General features: G+C 43.0%; 13 protein-coding genes. All 13 read right to left on the bottom strand.

The annotated features are described in order from the left end of the window. Nucleotides 1-36: 36 nt before the first annotated feature. Entirely contained in the window at nucleotides 37-534 is a 498-nt protein-coding gene (gene ilvN, locus LI112_RS09560; RefSeq protein ID WP_055065555.1) for an acetolactate synthase small subunit, read from the bottom strand. A gap of 141 nt (nucleotides 535-675) precedes the next feature. Further along, the gene (locus LI112_RS09565) at nucleotides 676-1728 is read right to left on the bottom strand and encodes a tyrosine-protein phosphatase (RefSeq protein WP_227190630.1); all 1053 of its coding nucleotides are present in this window, start codon (nucleotides 1726-1728) and stop codon (nucleotides 676-678) included. A gap of 46 nt (nucleotides 1729-1774) precedes the next feature. Continuing rightward, nucleotides 1775-2623, bottom strand: coding sequence for a Cof-type HAD-IIB family hydrolase (locus LI112_RS09570; protein ID WP_227190631.1), 849 nt, complete (start codon nucleotides 2621-2623; stop codon nucleotides 1775-1777). 19 nt (nucleotides 2624-2642) lie between these two features. Continuing rightward, nucleotides 2643-3911: a M18 family aminopeptidase gene (locus LI112_RS09575; protein WP_138344070.1), complete on the bottom strand. Its 1269-nt coding sequence runs from the start codon at nucleotides 3909-3911 to the stop codon at nucleotides 2643-2645. Nucleotides 3912-4088: 177 nt separating this feature from the next. Beyond that, entirely contained in the window at nucleotides 4089-5303 is a 1215-nt protein-coding gene (locus tag LI112_RS09580) for an LL-diaminopimelate aminotransferase (protein WP_055056737.1), read from the bottom strand. Nucleotides 5304-5323: 20 nt separating this feature from the next. Then, a complete protein-coding gene (gene gatB / locus LI112_RS09585; protein WP_055065552.1) occupies nucleotides 5324-6769 on the bottom strand; it encodes an Asp-tRNA(Asn)/Glu-tRNA(Gln) amidotransferase subunit GatB in 1446 nt (481 codons plus the stop codon). After that, nucleotides 6766-8241 carry an Asp-tRNA(Asn)/Glu-tRNA(Gln) amidotransferase subunit GatA gene (gene gatA / locus LI112_RS09590; RefSeq protein ID WP_227190632.1) on the bottom strand — a complete coding sequence of 492 codons (1476 nt, stop codon included), beginning with the start codon at nucleotides 8239-8241 and terminating at the stop codon, nucleotides 6766-6768. Before gatA ends, gatB begins: the two co-directional genes overlap by 4 nt. Nucleotides 8242-8272: 31 nt before the next feature. Continuing rightward, complete coding sequence (gene gatC / locus LI112_RS09595; RefSeq protein ID WP_022388178.1) at nucleotides 8273-8566, bottom strand: Asp-tRNA(Asn)/Glu-tRNA(Gln) amidotransferase subunit GatC; 294 nt, start codon at nucleotides 8564-8566, stop codon at nucleotides 8273-8275. Nucleotides 8567-8589: 23 nt separating this feature from the next. After that, nucleotides 8590-9921: an aspartate--tRNA(Asn) ligase gene (aspS, locus tag LI112_RS09600; protein ID WP_138344072.1), complete on the bottom strand. Its 1332-nt coding sequence runs from the start codon at nucleotides 9919-9921 to the stop codon at nucleotides 8590-8592. 33 nt (nucleotides 9922-9954) lie between these two features. Further along, nucleotides 9955-10503, bottom strand: coding sequence for an ANTAR domain-containing response regulator (locus LI112_RS09605; RefSeq protein ID WP_138344073.1), 549 nt, complete (start codon nucleotides 10501-10503; stop codon nucleotides 9955-9957). Between the two features lie 54 nt (nucleotides 10504-10557). Further along, a complete protein-coding gene (glnA, locus tag LI112_RS09610) occupies nucleotides 10558-11865 on the bottom strand; it encodes a type I glutamate--ammonia ligase (RefSeq protein ID WP_005426380.1) in 1308 nt (435 codons plus the stop codon). Between the two features lie 128 nt (nucleotides 11866-11993). Continuing rightward, nucleotides 11994-13478, bottom strand: coding sequence for a glutamate synthase subunit beta (locus LI112_RS09615; RefSeq protein WP_138344074.1), 1485 nt, complete (start codon nucleotides 13476-13478; stop codon nucleotides 11994-11996). A gap of 15 nt (nucleotides 13479-13493) precedes the next feature. After that, nucleotides 13494-18047: a glutamate synthase large subunit gene (gene gltB / locus LI112_RS09620; protein ID WP_227190633.1), complete on the bottom strand. Its 4554-nt coding sequence runs from the start codon at nucleotides 18045-18047 to the stop codon at nucleotides 13494-13496. Nucleotides 18048-18108: the final 61 nt, after the last annotated feature.

Raw genomic sequence — 18108 nt, forward strand, 5'->3', positions numbered from 1 at the left:
ACCCCTTAGCAAACTAAAAACAGTATGTAAAATATCCTACAGGAATTTTACATCACTGGCACCTCTGGAAAGTCCTGTGATACCAGTTCTTGCAAGTTCAAGTATCTCATATTCACCAAGGAGATCAATAAAAGCACCTAACTTACTCTTACTTCCTGTCATCTCAATGACCAGCGAAGTCTTCCCAACATCAATGACATTGGCACGAAAAATATTTGCAATAGAAATGATTCCCTCTCGCTGCTCCGGTCTGGCCGCAACTTTGACAAGAACCAGTTCTCTGCTCACACTGTTATCAGGCTCAAGAACCTTGATGTCTCTTACATCAACCAGCTTCGCAAGCTGTTTGGTAATCTGTTCCAAAATCATGGAATCACCACTGCATACAACAGTCATTCTGGAATAACGTTCATCCGCAGTCACGCCGACTGTCAGGCTGTCAATATTATAACCTCTGCGGCTAAACAGTCCGGAAATACGGCTCAGTACACCTGCAGTGTTATCTACTAACAGGGACAAAATTCTCTTATGCATAACGCACCTGCTTTCAACACTTTAAACTTGTAAACAATTCCATTGTAAAATTGTTTGCATGTTTTTTATTATAGCAACATTAAATCGTTTGTCAACGAAAAATTTTGTATACATTGCATTTTTTTGACATTTTATGCATTTTTATACAAGATATTTTTTTCGTAAGACTTCGATGTTTTTGGGATTCATATAAAGAGCCTTTTTCATAAACATATCCATGGAACCAAAATCTTTTTTTATTGTTTCAAATACGATATCCAGATACTCTTCCTTGACTCTGTAAAACAGACGTATCTTATCCATGACCTGATTGTCCACGATCATTTTGGTTTCAAGAAAACGAATCATATATTCCATTTCTTTATCCAGATACATGTTTGTTTTCATAAAATCCTCGTAAATCGTTTTTTTCGGTACTCCCAATGCGCAGAGAAGAAGAGCGGTTCCTACACCGACACGATCTTTACCTGCACTGCAGTGCCAGAGCACAGCTCCCTCATTCTGATGCAGAAGTACATCCAGAAAACGTGCATACTGTTTGATGCTGTATTCATCATGAACCAATGATTCATATTGCTTCAGCATGAATTCTTCAGGAATTTCTTTAAAATTCCTCAGAAGTTCTGTCGGGCTTCCTGATCTGGTAATTCCCAGTGTTTCCTCATCAACGATCGGAATCTCATGATATTGTACACCCTCAATAATAGTATCCGGCTTTTCCAGACATTCCATCCGGGTTCTGAAATCCACAACCGTAGAAAGATGATATTCATGTGTCAGCATATCTTGATCCGTAATAGATATATGATACAGACTTCCGCTACGAAGAAGGCGTTTCGGCAGAATATGTCTGCCATCCTCTGTTTCTAATGCACCAAAATCTCTGGTATTCGGAAGACTTTGCATCGGAATCCGGCTTCCCTGAGGAAACCCTGTTACCATCTGAGGATTCAGGGCCCGCATAAGCTGTATACAGTTCTGTATCTCCCTGTCCGTCATCTCAAACTGATATCTTTTCTTTCTTCTTGTAATGATCACCAGTGAACTGGTACTGTATTGCTTCTGTGCCCCACCTTCTACGCCTTCTTTTCGTTTGTATGCCCAGATGATATCTTTACACGGCAGATAATTCATCATCATATGTTTGGAAAAAATAAAGTTGCCATCCTCTATTCTTATTTTCCCGTATTTCATAATCTCTCCCTCTATATAACTCTACTGTACACTGTATTTACACTGCTCAGATAAGTCCAAGTTTTGTAAGCCCGTTTTGAATTCCATAGTGAAACATATCTGTTGTAACATAATCTGCCAGTTCCCTGATTTTAGGCGAACCATTACCCATAGCAACTTTTGTGGACGCATATTCAAACATAGAAAGGTCATTGTTGCTGTCTCCAAATACTACGGTATCTTCCCATTCTATTCCAAAGCTCCTGCACACCGCTGCAATTCCGACTGCTTTATTGCATCCCTTTGGAACCAGTTCAATCGTAGTTCCGACAAATGCGTTATTTTCATGGTGAATCACATCATAGTATGGAGACAGTTCTCTGCAAGCCTGATCCGCATCACATCCGTCCTGCATCTTGGCACTGATCTTATTGATATGCATACAGTGTTCATTGCCTCTGATCGGACGCCATTTTGGTCCAAGAGCTTCTGTGATCAGATTCGCATACCAGTTTACCTCTGTGGTATATTCATCTTTGTCATAATACATATAATCTGCACCTTCCATTACTGGAATCAGTCCATATTTTCGAAGAATCTCCACAGACTTTTCAGCTACTTCCGGCGTCATTTCATTGTTATAAAGTCTTTTTCCATCTTTTTCAATCGTAGCACCACATGCGCTGATCATCCCTGTAAATGGAATCCGTTCAAGATACCACGGCACAAATGCACGGCTTCTGCCCGTACACAGCCATGCTTGATGCCCATTTGCAATCAGTTTCTTAATTGATTCTATCGCACTGTCTGGTACTCCTTTTTCTATATCACAGATTGTCCCATCTGCATCAAAAAAAACTGCTTTTTTATCGCTCATCATTCTGTCCTTCTTTTCGTTCTGCCATTTCTTCTGCATAATATTTCATCCAAAACTTTTACGCAAAAAGTTCTTCTGCTGCTCTGACCAGATATTCAGTATCCTTCACACCGGCAGTCTCATAGGGTGAATGCATGGCCAGCTGAGGCAGACCGATATCCACCGTATTCATCGGAACCTGCGTATTGGAAATATTTCCAAGAGTTGATCCCCCTGCAATATCAGAACGGTTCACAAAGGTCTGATATGGTACACCAGCTTTTGTACACAGCTCCTTAAATATCGCTGCAGATACTGCATCTGTACAGTATTTCTGGTTTGCATTAAATTTAATGACAATTCCCTTGTTCAGTACCGGATGATTGGTCGGATCTGTCTTATCCGTATAGTTCGGATGAAGTGCATGTGCATTATCTGCAGAAACCATAAAACTTCCGGCCAGTGTCATCAGGTATTCTTCGTAAGTTCTTCCAAGTCCCATATTGATACGAAAAAGCGTATCTTTCAGGAATGTTGACGCAGCTCCCTGCTTTGTTCCGCTTCCGACTTCCTCATTATCCATCACACAATGCACTGCAATTGATCCATAATTCTGCGCACGAAGCAATCCTTCCATGGAAGCAAATGCACACTGCAGATCATCCAGACGTGCAGATGAAACAAATTCCCTGTCCGCACCCCAGACAGTTCCCGGCATGCGATTATATAAAAACAGATCATGACTGATAATGTCTTCCTTTTTGATGCCAACCTGTTCAGCAATGATTTCAAGCAATGTCCGATCTGTATTTCCCGCTGCAAATAATGGCAGAAGATCTTTCTGTGGATTATAAGACACTCCATTATTCGCTTCACGATTCATATGGATTGCAAGATTTGGGATCATTACCAGGTCACGTTTTATATTTACCAGTTTTTCTTTCAGTCCGCCATTTCTGCGGATGATCACTCTTCCAGCAACCGAAAGTGGTCGGTCAAACCATGGTGCCATCAACATTCCGCCATATTTTTCCACATTTAGTTTTACATAACTGTTATCCACTTTTATTTCCGGATTTTCCTTAATCTTAAAAGATGGTGAATCGCTGTGACTCGCCATGATATGAAATACTCTGGATTCCTTTTCCGGGATACAGAAAGCAATCAGAGCAGAATTATTTCTGGTCACCAGATATTTTCCTCCCGGAACCAGCTTCCAGTATTCTTTTTCCGAAAGCACTTCAAATCCATTTTCTGTTAATCTCTTCTGCATTTCGTCCACTGCCTGAAATGCTGTTGGACTTTTCTCTATAAAATCAAGCAGTTTTTCTGTTGTTTCTATGTACATCTATTACAACTCCTTTGACCGGTATCCGGTTGTATTTCATAAAATCCGGCTACGTTCTTGATAAAAAATATATGCATTAAGATTATACGGTATATTTTTTTCTATGGCAACGAAAAAGAGGCAGTTTGTCAAAAACCACCTCTTTTGAAGCTTTTTCGCTCTATTCTTTATACAAATTTATAAGGCCTTGATTCTTCTAAGTGCCTCCTGTGTATTCTCATAGCTTCCGAACGCAGTCAGTCGGAAGAAGCCTTCGCCATGCGCTCCAAAGCCTGAACCAGGAGTTCCTACTACATGTGCATTTTCAAGAAGATAATCAAAGAAATCCCAGGAACTCATATTGTTTGGTGTCTTCAGCCAGATATATGGAGCATTTACGCCACCGGATACAGAATATCCAGCCTCTTTAAGTCCGTTATAGATCGTATGGGCATTTCTCATATAATATGCAACCTGCTCTTTCAGCTGTGCTTTTCCTTCTGGTGAATAAACAGCTTCACCTGCGCGCTGTACGATGTATGGTGCACCATTAAATTTTGTTCCATGACGTCTTGCCCACAGATCATGCAGTGCAACGCCTTCTCTTACCAGATCTTTCGGAACGACCGTAAATCCAAGGCGAACACCTGTAAATCCGGCATTTTTGGAAAAGCTGCGCAGTTCGATCGCACAGGTGCGTGCACCTTCACACTCATAAATACTGTGCGGAACATTTTCTTCTGTAATATATGCTTCATAAGCGGCATCGTAAATGATCACAGAACCATTTTCATTTGCATAATCTACCCATTCCTGCAGTTTATCTTTTGTGATTGCTGCACCACTTGGATTATTCGGAAAACAGAGATAGATCAGATCCGGTGTCTCTACAGGCAGTTCCGGAAGAAATCCATTTGATTCCAGGCAAGGCATATAGATCACACCATCAAAGTTTTCGTTTTTCTTATTATAATCACCGGTGCGTCCTGCCATGACATTCGTATCTACATATACAGGATATACCGGATCGCAGACTGCAACTTTGTTCTCTGTTCCAAAAATTTCCTGAATATTTCCGGAATCACTCTTTGCACCGTCAGATACAAAGATTTCATCCGCACTGATCTGGCAGCCACGTGCCTCATAATCATTTTTTACGATTGCACTTCTTAAAAATTCATATCCAAGATCCGGTGCATAGCCATGAAATGTCTCTGCATGAGCCATCTCATCTACAGATTTGTGGAGTGCATCTATGATCGCCGGAGCCAGAGGCTGTGTGACATCACCAATACCAAGACGGACGATCTGAACATCCGGGTTTGCTTCCTGATAGGCAGCTACTTTTTTTGCAATTGTAGAAAAAAGATAACTGCCTGGTAATTTCAGATAATTTTTATTAACCGTTACCATAATATTTATTCTCCTGTAATTTACTGATTTTTTCTTTTTTCAACTTCTTTGACAAGTGCCTCGCGTACTGCATCCGGACTTGCCTTACCTTTCAGTTCGCGCATCATCTTTCCAACAAAGAAACCAAAGACTTTTTCTTTACCGCCAAGCAGCTCCTCAAGTGGTCCCGGGTTCTCATCCAGGATCTTCTGAAGAGTATCATTGAGCAGACCGGTATCTTCAACGATCTTCAGACCATGTTCCTCAATGTAACTTACCGGATCAATATCTTCTTCGAAAACTTTTTCAAAAACTTTCTTTGCATTCTGTGCACTGACTTCTTTCTTTTCCACCATCTGGATCAGATCAGCCAGATGCTCCGGTGTAAAGGAAACTTTTTCCACATCCAGAGCTTTATCCTTGGTCAGACGGAGAACTTCTCCCATAAACCAGTTTGCTGCTTTTTTCGGGCTGCCGCAAAGTTTTGCCACTTTCTCAAACAACATGGACAGATGTCTGGATTCCGTAAGGATTCCTGCATCATATGCCGGAAGATCATATTCAGACTGATAGCGAAGCTGTTTTTCTTCACGAAGTTCCGGCTGTGATTCACGCAGCTCTTCAATCCATGCATCGGAGATATGGATTGGCGGAAGATCCGGATCCGGGAAATAACGATAATCTTTTGCATCTTCTTTGGAACGCATTGCATGAGAAGATTCTTTGTTGTCATCCCAGCGACGTGTTTCCTGTACAACAGCTCTGCCCTCTTCGATCAGTTCGATCTGACGTTCTCTTTCTCCTTCAATCGCTCTTGCAATTGCTTTGAAAGAGTTCAGGTTTTTCATCTCAGTTCTGGTTCCGAACGTTTCACTTCCTACCTCGCGCACAGAAAGGTTGACATCTGCACGCATAGATCCTTCCTGGAGTTTACAGTCAGATACACCAAGATACTGCATCATACAGCGAAGTTTTTCCAGATAGGCAATAACTTCCTCTGAACTTCTCATATCTGGTTCAGATACGATTTCGATCAGCGGAACACCACTTCGGTTATAATCCACAAGGGAACAGTCTTCCCATTCATCATGGATCAGTTTGCCGGCATCCTCTTCCATATGCATCTCATGGATACGTACCTTTTTCTTTCCGGCAGATGTCTCAATCTCTACCCAGCCATCATGACAGATTGGCAGATACAGCTGAGAAATCTGATAGTTCTGCGGGTTATCTGGATAGAAATAATTCTTTCTGTCAAATTTGCAATACTGATTGATCTGACAGTTTGCTGCGATTCCTGCTTTGAGTGCAAATTCTACTACTTTCTTATTCAGTACCGGCAGAGACCCCGGCATACCGGTGCAGACCGGACAGGTATGTGTATTCGGTGCTCCCCCGAATTCCGTGGAGCATCCGCAGAAAATTTTTGTTTTTGTCGCAAGTTCTACATGGACCTCAAGGCCAATGACTGTTTCATACTGTTTCATGCCTTTTTGCCTCCTTTCGCCGGAGCAGGGAAAGCGCCCCTCACTGCTTCATAAGCAGCTGCTGCACGGAGAATCTTATGTTCTCCAAAACAGTCACCGATCATCTGAATACCAATCGGCATTCCGGCCTTATCCTGACCACACGGAACTGTGATTCCTGGAAGGCCGCATAAGTTTACGGCAACCGTATAAATATCGCCAAGATACATTGCAAGTGGATCTTGGAGACTCTCTCCGATCTTCGGTGCTGTATATGGAGCAGCCGGAGCCAGGATCACATCATATTTTTCAAATGCCTGATCAAACTCCTGCTTAATCAGAGCTTTTGTACGAAGTGCTTTCAGATAGTATGCATCATAATAACCGGAGCTTAAGACAAACGATCCAAGCATGATACGACGTTTTACTTCTTCACCGAAACCTTCTGTTCTTGTCTTTTTGTACATATCATGCAGCCCTTCATATTCAGCTGCACGATATCCATATTTTACACCATCAAAACGTTCCAGATTAGAGCTTGCCTCTGCACTGGCAATAATGTAATATGCCGGAATCATATATTCCATCGTCTCTACAGAGAAAAATTCAACGATTGCTCCCTGTTCTGTCAATGTTTTCAGTGTATTCATGAAAGATTCTTTGACTTCCGGATCAAGGCCCCTGGCAAGAAATTCTTTCGGTACACCAAATTTCATTCCAAGAAGCTTTTTCTCTTCAATGCTCTTTGAAAAATCGAGATCTTTGCGATCAAGAGATGTACTGTCTTTCGGATCATGTCCGGAAATCACTTCCAGAAGTGCCGCACAATCTGCTACATTTTTTCCCACCGGCCCGATCTGATCCAGTGAAGAAGCATAGGCAACCAGACCATAACGGGATACGGTTCCATACGTCGGTTTGATTCCAGTCACACCGCAGAAAGAACTTGGCTGACGGATGGAACCACCAGTATCAGACCCAAGTGCCATAAACGTTTCTCCAGCCGCTACAGCAGCACAGGAACCGCCGGATGAACCTCCCGGCACATGTTCCAGATTCCATGGATTTCTTGTAACTCCATAGGCAGAAGTCTCTGTAGTACTTCCCATTGCGAATTCATCCATGTTTGTCTTTCCGATAATGATCATCCCTGCTTTTTCCAGACGATCAATTACTTCTGCATTATACTGCGGCACAAAATTCTCAAGTATCTTTGATGCACAGGTCGTTTTTTTACCTTTTATACAGATATTATCCTTCACCGCAATCGGAACACCGGCCAGCGGTCCTGTATATGTTCCATCCTGAATTCCTTTTTCTACTTCTTTTGCACGTGCATATGCTTCTTTTTTATACGTATCAAGATATGCATGCACTTTATCTTCTTTGCTCTCAATCTGGTCAAAGACTTCCTTCACACCATCCAGGATGCTGACTTCCCGCTGTCTGATCTTTGCCGCCAGCTCCAGAGCTGTCATCGATTCCAGTTCCATAATCTTTCTCCTCTATATGAATTCCCTTTCATTATCCGATAGTCTTCGGTACCTGATACTGTCCTTCTTTTGCTTTTGGTGCATTTGCAAGCATTGCTTCTTTGTTATCCCCGTTTGTTACCACATCTTCGCGGAAAACATTCTGATCACCAAAGATATGAGACAGTGGTTCTACTCCATCTGTATCAAGTTCATCCAGTTTTTCTACATAATCCAGCATCTTCTGCATGTCTTCTTTTGCTTTTTCCTTAGCCTCATCGCTGAGAGAGAGCTTCGCCAGAATACATACATTTTCAATTGTTTCATCATCTATGATCTTTGCCATTATTTTTTCCTCCCTGCAAACAGTTACGGTTCCAGTCTGTTCAGATCTCTCGGGAACAGACATGCCTCACGGACATTTTCCTCACCAAGAAGCTGCATAGTCAGACGCTCCAGACCGATACCAAGTCCTCCGTGAGGTGGCATACCATGTTTGAATGTATCCAGATACTGTTCCATACCTTCTTCTTCCATGCCTCGTGCAGTGATCTTTGCTTTCAGCTGATTGTAGTCATGGATTCGCTGACCACCTGTTGTAACTTCCAGTCCATGAAACAGAAGATCAAAACTCAGTGTGAATTTATCATCCTGTGGATCATCCATTGCATAGAATGGACGTTTCTTCGACGGATAATGTGTAACAAACACAAAATCTGCATCGTATTCTTCTTTGAAATATCTTCCGATCAAAGCTTCTTCTTCCGGTTCCAGATCATATGGATTGCGGATCTTACGATTATATTTTTCGGAAACCAGTTCCTTAGCTTTATCAAAACGAACTGCTGGAATCTGATCTACTTTTGGAAGCTGAATCTTCAGGATCTGAAGTTCTTTTGCATAATCCTTCTTCAGAAGTTCCATTGCATACTGAAGAAATCCCGTCTCCATACCCATAATGTCTTCAAATCCATCGATATAACCCATTTCAAAATCGAGACTGGTATATTCGTTCAAATGACGTTTCGTGTTATGTTTTTCTGCACGGAATACCGGACCTGTTTCAAATACCCTGTCAAACACACCCACCATCATCTGTTTATAAAACTGTGGGCTCTGTGCCAATACAGCCGGTTTGTGGAAATAGCTGAATTTAAACAGGTTTGCTCCACCCTCGGCACCTCTTGCTCCGATCTTAGGTGTATGAATTTCTGTAAAGCCCTGCTCATAGAGGAAATCACGGAACGCACGTACCAGAGCTTCCTGAATCTTGAATTTAGAACGCTCCTGAATATTACGGAGTGCGATCGGACGTAAATTCAGTTTTGCCTCCAGAGATGTATTTAATTTCCATTTATCAATTGCCAGCGGCATTGGTTCCGCCGGTGATGAAAGAATCTCGATCTCCTGAACACGGACTTCTCTTCCATGAGGTGCTCGTTCTTCCTCATGGAGAATTCCTTTCACACGGAGAGTCATAGCCTCTTTCAGATCATGAATGGAAAGATTTGCTTTTTCATTTTCTACAACAGTCTGAAAAAGTCCCTCTCTTCTTCTCAGGATCACAAAAGCCACATCGCCCATATTACGGATGCTGTGAACGGCTCCTTCCAGAACTACTTCCTGATTTAAGAGAGAAGTACCAGTCAGTTCATCCCACTCGGTTACTTCTTTTTTGCAAATACCGTTCAAAAACTCCATTTCCTCATCCTCCATATATCTAGTCTTTTTTATTTAACTTTCGTATAACAGCATCAGAAGCATCTGTGCTGTTTCTACCATATTGGTTCCGGAATCCATACTTGATTTCTGGATATACCGGTATGCATCGTCCTCACTCAGGTGATTTCGCTGCATCAGCATCATTTTTGCATTGGATATATAATTCTGTTCTTTCTCGGAACGAAGCTTTGGTTTCTTTTTCTCTTTGCGTCGCTTACGTTCCTGCTGCATAAGAATCATATTTACCGTATTGATCAGGTCACTGGCTTTCATTGGCATTTCTACTGACAGAATCGATGGTGGTACTTCACATATCACCCTCGCAGACGCCAGAAGCAGCATCTCGAAATCCCTTGGCATACACTCTGCCAGATCCAGATAATTCATATCAGGAAGACGATGCCCACAGATCAAAACACCATTTCCTAATTCAGATGCGCTGGAAAGAGCATTCGATGCAGTACTGCATACAGAGGCTACCGCTAATCCGTGGCATTCCAGAACACTGCGGATTTTTCTGGCATCTTCTATTTTGGGTAATGCAATAACAATGCTGCTCATACCAGTGTCTCTCCTCCTTCAGACCTCATACGTTTCTCCTACAAGACCACATGCTTACAGGCGATACAGATATTCTGCAATTTCCCAGTCAGTTACCTGCTGTATATATCGCAGCCATTCATTTTTCTTGGCTGCAACATACTGTTTGCAGAACTCTTCTCCCAGCACGTCCTTTACCCATGTACTTTCCTCAAAATAGTCAATTGCCTCTTTCAGCGTTGACGGAAGATGCTCCGCCTGTTGTCCCTGCATTGCAAGGTTTGATGATTTCGTCGGCGTGATCTTGTTTTTGATTCCATCCAGACCTGCTGCCAGGCAGATTGCCAGAACAACATACGGATTCGCGGAAGTATCAGGACTTCGAAGTTCTACTCTGATTCCTTCGCCTCTGGTAACTGGAATGCGAACAAGTGAATTCTGATTATTCTCTGTCCAGGTAAGTTCTGTCGGAGCATCATATCCCGGAACAAGTCGTTTGTATGAATTAACGATCGGATTCGTGATCAGTGCCATTTCCTTACTGTGTGCAAGCAGGCCTCCAATAAAATAATAAGCCTCCTGGCTGAGTTCTCCATGATTTGACTGACTCTCAAACACATTCTTTCCGTCTTTAATCAGCGAAAACTGAATATGCATTCCTGATCCATTTACTTCTGCCTTTGGTTTCGGCATAAATGTCGCATGAAGGCCATGTCTCTTTGCCACAATACGAACAGCCATCTTAAAAGTAGTAATGCAGTCCGCAATCTTACGGATCTCGCCATAACGAAAATCAATTTCATGCTGAGCCGGTGCTGCCTCGTGATGAGAGGATTCAACTTCCATTCCCATATCTTCCAATGTAAGCACCATATCTCTTCTTGCATTTTCTCCAAGATCCAGCGGACTGATATCCAGATATCCGGCCTGCTCGTGTGTCACCGTTGTTGGATTTCCATTATCTTCTGTATGGAACAGGAAAAATTCACATTCCGGATCAATGTAGCAGGTATAGCCCTCAGCCTGCGCTTTTCCGGCAACATTTTCCAGAATATATCTTGGACTGTTTTTGTATGGCGTTCCATCAGGAAAATACAGATCACAGATCATTCGTGCCACTTTTCCCTGCTGTGGACGCCACGGCAGGATTGCAAATGTATCAAGTACAGGTCTGAGATACAGATCTGCATCTTTTAATCCGGAGGTTCCTGCAATCTGTTCTCCATCTATCACACACTGATTATTCAACGCCCGAGGAAGTTCCCGAGCGGTTACAGCGATATTTTTGATTGCCCCAAACATATCGGTAAACTGAAGGCGGATAAATTCTACGTCTTCATCCTCAACCATCTGTAATATTTCCTCTCTGGTATAATTCCCCATAACATTCTCTCCTTATAATTTAAAAATAAATAAAAAAGGGGCGCACTTTCGGAGGGTTACCCTCCAAAAGAACGCCCTTGTTCATGCAGGTATTATAGCAACCTGCATGATCTTTGTCAACTCTCTTTTTACAGATTTGTATATCCCATCAGGGACTCATCAACAGCTCTTGCTGCCTCACGGCCCTCACGGATTGCCCATACAACCAGCGACTGTCCCCGGTGCATATCGCCTGCCGTGAAGACTCTTGGTACAGAAGTTTCATAAGCTTCTGGTTTTGTTTCAACGTTTGTCCGTCCGGTAAGTGCTACTTTAAATGCATCTGTTACATACTTTTGGCTTCCCAGGAATCCAGCTGCGATCAGAACCACATCTGCCGGAATGACTTCTTCCGTTCCTTCTACCGGAACCATCATCATTCTTCCTGTCTTTTCATCTTTCTGACTTTTTAGTTTAACGATCTTCGCCTTGCAGACATTTCCTTTCTTATCTGCAATAAACTCCGTAACCGTTGTCTGATATACACGCGGATCATGGCCAAACACTGCAATTGCCTCTTCCTGGCCATAGTCCGTTTTGAGGATTCTCGGCCACTCAGGCCACGGATTATTCGCTGCACGTTCTACCGGCGGCTTCGGCATCATTTCAAGCTGTGTAACAGATTTTGCTCCAAGGCGGATACTTGTTCCAACACAGTCATTACCGGTATCGCCACCACCGATCACAAGTACATGTTTATCTTTTGCAAGTTCATATGGCGTTTTTTCAAAATTGGAATCCAAAAGTGTCTTGGTGACTTTTCCAAGAAAATCTACAGCAAAGTAAATACCTTTTGCTTCTCGTCCCGGAACTTTGATGTCTCTCGGATTAGATGCTCCACATGCAAGGATCACGCGGTCATATTTCTTAAGAAGTTCTTCTGCAGTGATATCTTTTCCGACATTGGTATTCAGAACAAACTTCACACCTTCTTCTTCCATCAGATGAATTCTTCTGTCTACGACAGATTTTTCCAGTTTCATATTCGGAATACCGTAACGGAGAAGTCCGCCAGGTCTGTCACTTCTTTCATAAACTGTAACACTGTGTCCTCTTCGGTTCAGTTGCTGTGCCGCTGCCAGACCGGATGGACCACTTCCGACTACTGCGATCGTCTTTCCTGTACGAACGCGCGGAATCTGTGGTTTTACCCATCCTTCCTGCCACGCAGTTTCAATGATTGCTCTTTCATTTTCTTTTGTAGATACCGGCTCACTGTCCAGATTACAGGTACATGCCGCCTCACAAAGAGCCGGACACACTCTGGAAGTAAACTCTGGAAAACTATGTGTCTTGGAAAGTCTTAAATATGCCTGTTTCCAGTTTCCTGTATATACCAGATCATTTGTTTCCGGTACGAGGTTATGCAGTGGACAGCCGGAAGCCATTCCATTAAGCATCATACCTGACTGGCAGAAAGGTACGCCGCAGGCCATGCAGCGCGCCCCCTGTGTTTTCTGTTTTTCTTTGCTGAGAGGAGTCCGGAACTCATTGAAGTTGGCAATCCGGACCTTTGGCGGCAGCACTCTGGCTGTCTCTCTTTTATACTCTAAAAATCCTGTTGGCTTTCCCATGTTTCCTCATCCTCCTTAATGCTTTGCTCCAATGCTTTCATAAAATGCTTCCATCTGCGCCTGTTCACTTGTCAGTCCTTTTTCTTCCAGTTTGGCGCTGAGTGTGATCATCTTCTTATATTCATTTGGAATCAGTTTCTTAAAGTGCGGCAGATAATAGTCAAAGTCATCAAGGACTTTTGTTCCAAGTTTAGAACCGGTAGCCGCAACATGGGCTTCGATCAGATCACGAAGTTCTTTTTTATCATATTTATTCTCCACTTTTTCAATAGAGATCATTGCTTTATTAATATTCTTATACAGTTTATTATCAACATCCAGCACATAAGCAATACCACCACTCATGCCTGCTGCGAAGTTCTTTCCGGTTCGTCCAAGGACTACGACACGGCCACCTGTCATATATTCACATCCATGCTCACCGACACCCTCAACAACTGCATAGGCACCTGAGTTACGAACTGCAAAACGTTCTCCTGCAACACCGTTGATAAAGGCATAACCGCTGGTAGCACCATACAGAGCAACGTTTCCGATGATGATATTTTCTTCCGGTTTATAAGCTGCTTTTTCAGGAACTTTTACGATCAGCTTACCACCTGACAGACCTTTACCAAAGTAGTCATTACTGTCACCGGTAAGATTCAGGGTGAGTCCTTTCGGAATAAATGCACCAAAACTCTGTCCGCCGGCGCCGTGACAGTTAATCACAATCGTATCATCCGGAAGTCCGGTTCCTGTCTGTCTGGTGATTTCGGCACCGAGAATCGTACCAAAGGTACGGTCTGTATTTGTCACATCCACATCCAGTTCGACGTGTTCTGCTTTTGAGATAGCTCTTGCACATTTTTTAAGAAGGACTTTTTCATCCAGAGTTTTTTCCAATTCAAAATTATAAACAGCCTTTGGATCAAAGGTAACCTTCTGTCCGTTTCCTGCATACGGATTATTGAGGATCGCACTGAGGTCCAGTTTGCCTTTGTGCGGTTCTGCTGCAACTGCTTCTGCAGACTGTTTAAGAAGCTCAGTATGTCCAACCATTTCATCAACAGTACGAACGCCAAGACGTGCCATGTATTCTCGCATTTCCTGAGCAATGAATCTCATAAAGTTCTCTACGTATTCAGGTTTACCACGGAAACGTTTACGAAGCTCCGGATTCTGTGTTGCCACACCGACCGGACAGGTATCCAGATTACATACTCTCATCATGACACATCCCATTGTTACAAGAGGAGCTGTTGCGAAACCAAATTCCTCTGCTCCGAGAAGTGCTGCGATCACAACATCACGTCCGCTCATCAGCTTTCCATCTGTCTCGATACGTACCCGGTTACGCAGACCATTCATAAGAAGTGTCTGATGTGTTTCTGCAAGTCCAAGCTCCCACGGAAGTCCTGCATTGTGGATCGAGCTTCTTGGAGCTGCTCCAGTTCCTCCGTCATAACCGGAGATCAGAACTGTCTGTGCACCGGCTTTTGCAACACCGGCTGCAACGGTACCGACACCTGCCTCAGAAACAAGCTTCACGGAAATATCTGCATAAACGTTAGAGTTTTTCAGGTCATAGATCAGCTGTGCCAGATCCTCGATGGAATAAATATCATGATGCGGCGGCGGGGAGATCAGAGACACACCAGGAGTTGAATGACGTGTCTTTGCAATCCACGGATATACTTTTTTAGCCGGAAGATGTCCACCTTCACCAGGTTTTGCACCCTGAGCCATCTTGATCTGGATTTCTCTTGCAGATACCAGATAACGGCTTGTAACACCGAATCGTCCGCTGGCTACCTGTTTGATTGCAGAACAACGGTCGTCTTTACTTCCTGCAGATGCAATACGCTCTGCACTTTCTCCACCTTCACCTGTATTGGATTTTCCATGCAGATGGTTCATTGCAATTGCAAGTGTCTCATGTGCTTCCTGAGAAATTGATCCATAAGACATCGCACCTGTCTTGAATCTCTTAACGATCTCATCGACACTTTCAACTTCTTCGATCGGGATTGCTTTTTCCGGATAATTGAATTCCAGAAGACCACGAAGTGCTCCATGGCTTTCTTTGTCTACCAGTGCAGTATACTGTTTGAACAGATCATAACTGCCTGTCCAGGTAGATTCCTGAAGCAGATGAATTGTCTGCGGATTGTATTTATGCTCTTCTCCCTGGCTTCTCATCTTGTGTGCACCCACACTGTCCAAAGTAAGATCAGTATCAAGGCCAAGCGGATCAAAGGCTTCTGAATGCAGTTTTTCTACATTATCTTCAATATCTTCCAGAGTGATTCCACCAACACGGCTTACAGTTCCTGTAAAGTATTTATCAATCACATCCTGAGAAACACCGATAGCCTCAAAGATCTGTGATCCCTGATAAGACTGGATCGTTGAAATACCCATCTTGGAAGCAATTTTTACAATACCACTTAAGACTGCATGATTATAATCTTCGACTGCTGCATAATAATCTTTGTCAAGCATACGATTATCGATCAGTTCACGGATTGTCTCAAGTGCAAGATAAGGGTTGATCGCACTTGCACCATAACCAAGAAGTGTTGCAAAATGATGTACCTCTCTTGGTTCGCCGGATTCCAGAATGATTGCCAGTGATGTACTCTTTTTCGTTTTTACAAGGTGCTGATGTACAGCAGAAACAGCCAATAATGACGGGATCGGCATATGATTCTCATCAACTCCACGGTCTGAAAGTACCAGGATGTTTGCGCCATCACGATATGCCTTGTCGACTTCTACAAAAAGACGGTCGATTGCTCTTTCCAGCTTTGTACTCTTATAATACAGAGTAGAAACTACTGCAACCTTAAATCCCTCATGATTCATGTTTTTGATCTTGAGCATATCTGTATTTGTAAGGATCGGATGCACGATCTTCAGCACATGACAATTTTCAGGCTGCTGTACAAGTAAGTTTCCGTCTTTGCCGACATATACGCTGGTTGAGGTAACAATTTCCTCACGGATCGCATCGATCGGCGGGTTTGTAACCTGTGCAAAAAGCTGTTTGAAGTAATCAAATAACGGTCTGTGCTGATCAGAAAGTACTGCCAGCGGAGTATCAACACCCATCGCACCAATGCTTTCCGCACCGTTCAGTGCCATATTTCTGATTGAAGTACGGTACTGCTCATAAGTATATCCAAATGCTTTCTGAAGGCGTGCACGCTGCTCCGGTGTGTATTCTTCCATACGTACATTCGGAATTTTGATATCTTTCAGCTGAACCAGATTGCTGTTCAGCCATTCTCCATATGGCTGCATAGCTGCATATTTTTCTTTCAGCTCATCGTCATCGACTACCTTACCTGCGACGGTATCTACCAGAAGCATTTTTCCAGGATGAAGTCTCTCTTTCAGAACAATCTTCTCTTCTGGGATTGGCATAACACCAACTTCTGAAGACAGGATCATGTAGCCGTCAGAGGTGATATAATATCTTGACGGACGCAGACCATTACGGTCAAGTACAGCTCCCATGACATCACCATCAGAGAAAAGAATAGACGCCGGTCCATCCCATGGCTCCATCATAGTCGCATAATACTGATAAAAATCTCTCTTATCCTGTGAGATTGTATCATTGTTAGCCCACGGTTCTGGAATAGTGATCATCACTGCAAGTGGGAGTTCCATTCCACTCATTACAAGGAATTCCAAAGTATTGTCAAGCATAGCTGAGTCAGATCCCTTACGGTCAATGACCGGAAGAACCTTATGGAGCTGTCCCTTCAGATATGGAGATTCCATATTTTCTTCTCTGGCAAGCATCTTATCTGCATTTCCACGGATTGTATTGATCTCACCATTGTGAACCATAAAACGGTTCGGATGAGCTCTCTCCCAGCTCGGATTTGTATTCGTACTGAATCTCGAATGAACCATCGCAATTGCAGACTCATAATCAGGGTTCTGAAGATCAGCAAAGAATGTTCTCAGCTGTCCTACCAGGAACATACCTTTGTATACGATCGTACGGCTGCTCATAGATACTACATAAGTATTGTCGTTACTCTGTTCAAACTCACGACGTGCAATATAGAGCATACGGTCAAACGGAAGTCCTTTTTCTACCTCATCTGGTTTTTTGATAAATGCCTGCATAATGTAAGGCATACATTCTCTGGCTTTATGTCCAAGCACCTCCGGGATTACCGGAACAGTTCTCCAGCCAAGAAGTTCCAGACCTTCTTTTTCCACAATGATCTCGAACATTTTCTTTGCCTGTGCACGCTTGATCTCATGCTGTGGGAAAAAGAACTGTGCAATACCATATTCTCTTTCTCCACCAATATCAAAGCCCTCTTTCTTACAGGCTTTTTTGAAAAATTTATGTGAAATCTGCAGAAGAATTCCGACACCATCACCAGTCTTACCTTCTGCATCTTTACCAGCACGGTGCTCCAGATGTTCTACGATTCTGAGCGCATTGGCAACCGTATCATGGGTCTTTTTACCTTTTATATTTACAACCGCACCGATACCGCAGTTATCATGCTCGAATTCGCGACGGTACAGTCCCTGATCTTCTCTCCTTACTTCCTGCATGGTCATTTATCCTTTCTATTTGTAACAGGAATAAAACAAGACTTTTTCTCGTCCTGTCTCA

This window comes from Blautia sp. 210820-DFI.6.14 (assembly GCF_020558815.1).
Classification (GTDB): domain Bacteria; phylum Bacillota; class Clostridia; order Lachnospirales; family Lachnospiraceae; genus Blautia_A; species Blautia_A obeum.

Coding starts and splice junctions, on each gene's coding strand:
- ilvN (WP_055065555.1), bottom strand. CDS start 534: ATGCATAAGAGAATTTTGTCCCTGTTAGTAGATAACACTGCAGGTGTA.
- LI112_RS09565 (WP_227190630.1), bottom strand. CDS start 1,728: ATGAAATACGGGAAAATAAGAATAGAGGATGGCAACTTTATTTTTTCC.
- LI112_RS09570 (WP_227190631.1), bottom strand. CDS start 2,623: ATGCAGAAGAAATGGCAGAACGAAAAGAAGGACAGAATGATGAGCGAT.
- LI112_RS09575 (WP_138344070.1), bottom strand. CDS start 3,911: ATGTACATAGAAACAACAGAAAAACTGCTTGATTTTATAGAGAAAAGT.
- LI112_RS09580 (WP_055056737.1), bottom strand. CDS start 5,303: ATGGTAACGGTTAATAAAAATTATCTGAAATTACCAGGCAGTTATCTT.
- gatB (WP_055065552.1), bottom strand. CDS start 6,769: ATGAAACAGTATGAAACAGTCATTGGCCTTGAGGTCCATGTAGAACTT.
- gatA (WP_227190632.1), bottom strand. CDS start 8,241: ATGGAACTGGAATCGATGACAGCTCTGGAGCTGGCGGCAAAGATCAGA.
- gatC (WP_022388178.1), bottom strand. CDS start 8,566: ATGGCAAAGATCATAGATGATGAAACAATTGAAAATGTATGTATTCTG.
- aspS (WP_138344072.1), bottom strand. CDS start 9,921: ATGGAGTTTTTGAACGGTATTTGCAAAAAAGAAGTAACCGAGTGGGAT.
- LI112_RS09605 (WP_138344073.1), bottom strand. CDS start 10,503: ATGAGCAGCATTGTTATTGCATTACCCAAAATAGAAGATGCCAGAAAA.
- glnA (WP_005426380.1), bottom strand. CDS start 11,865: ATGGGGAATTATACCAGAGAGGAAATATTACAGATGGTTGAGGATGAA.
- LI112_RS09615 (WP_138344074.1), bottom strand. CDS start 13,478: ATGGGAAAGCCAACAGGATTTTTAGAGTATAAAAGAGAGACAGCCAGA.
- gltB (WP_227190633.1), bottom strand. CDS start 18,047: ATGCAGGAAGTAAGGAGAGAAGATCAGGGACTGTACCGTCGCGAATTC.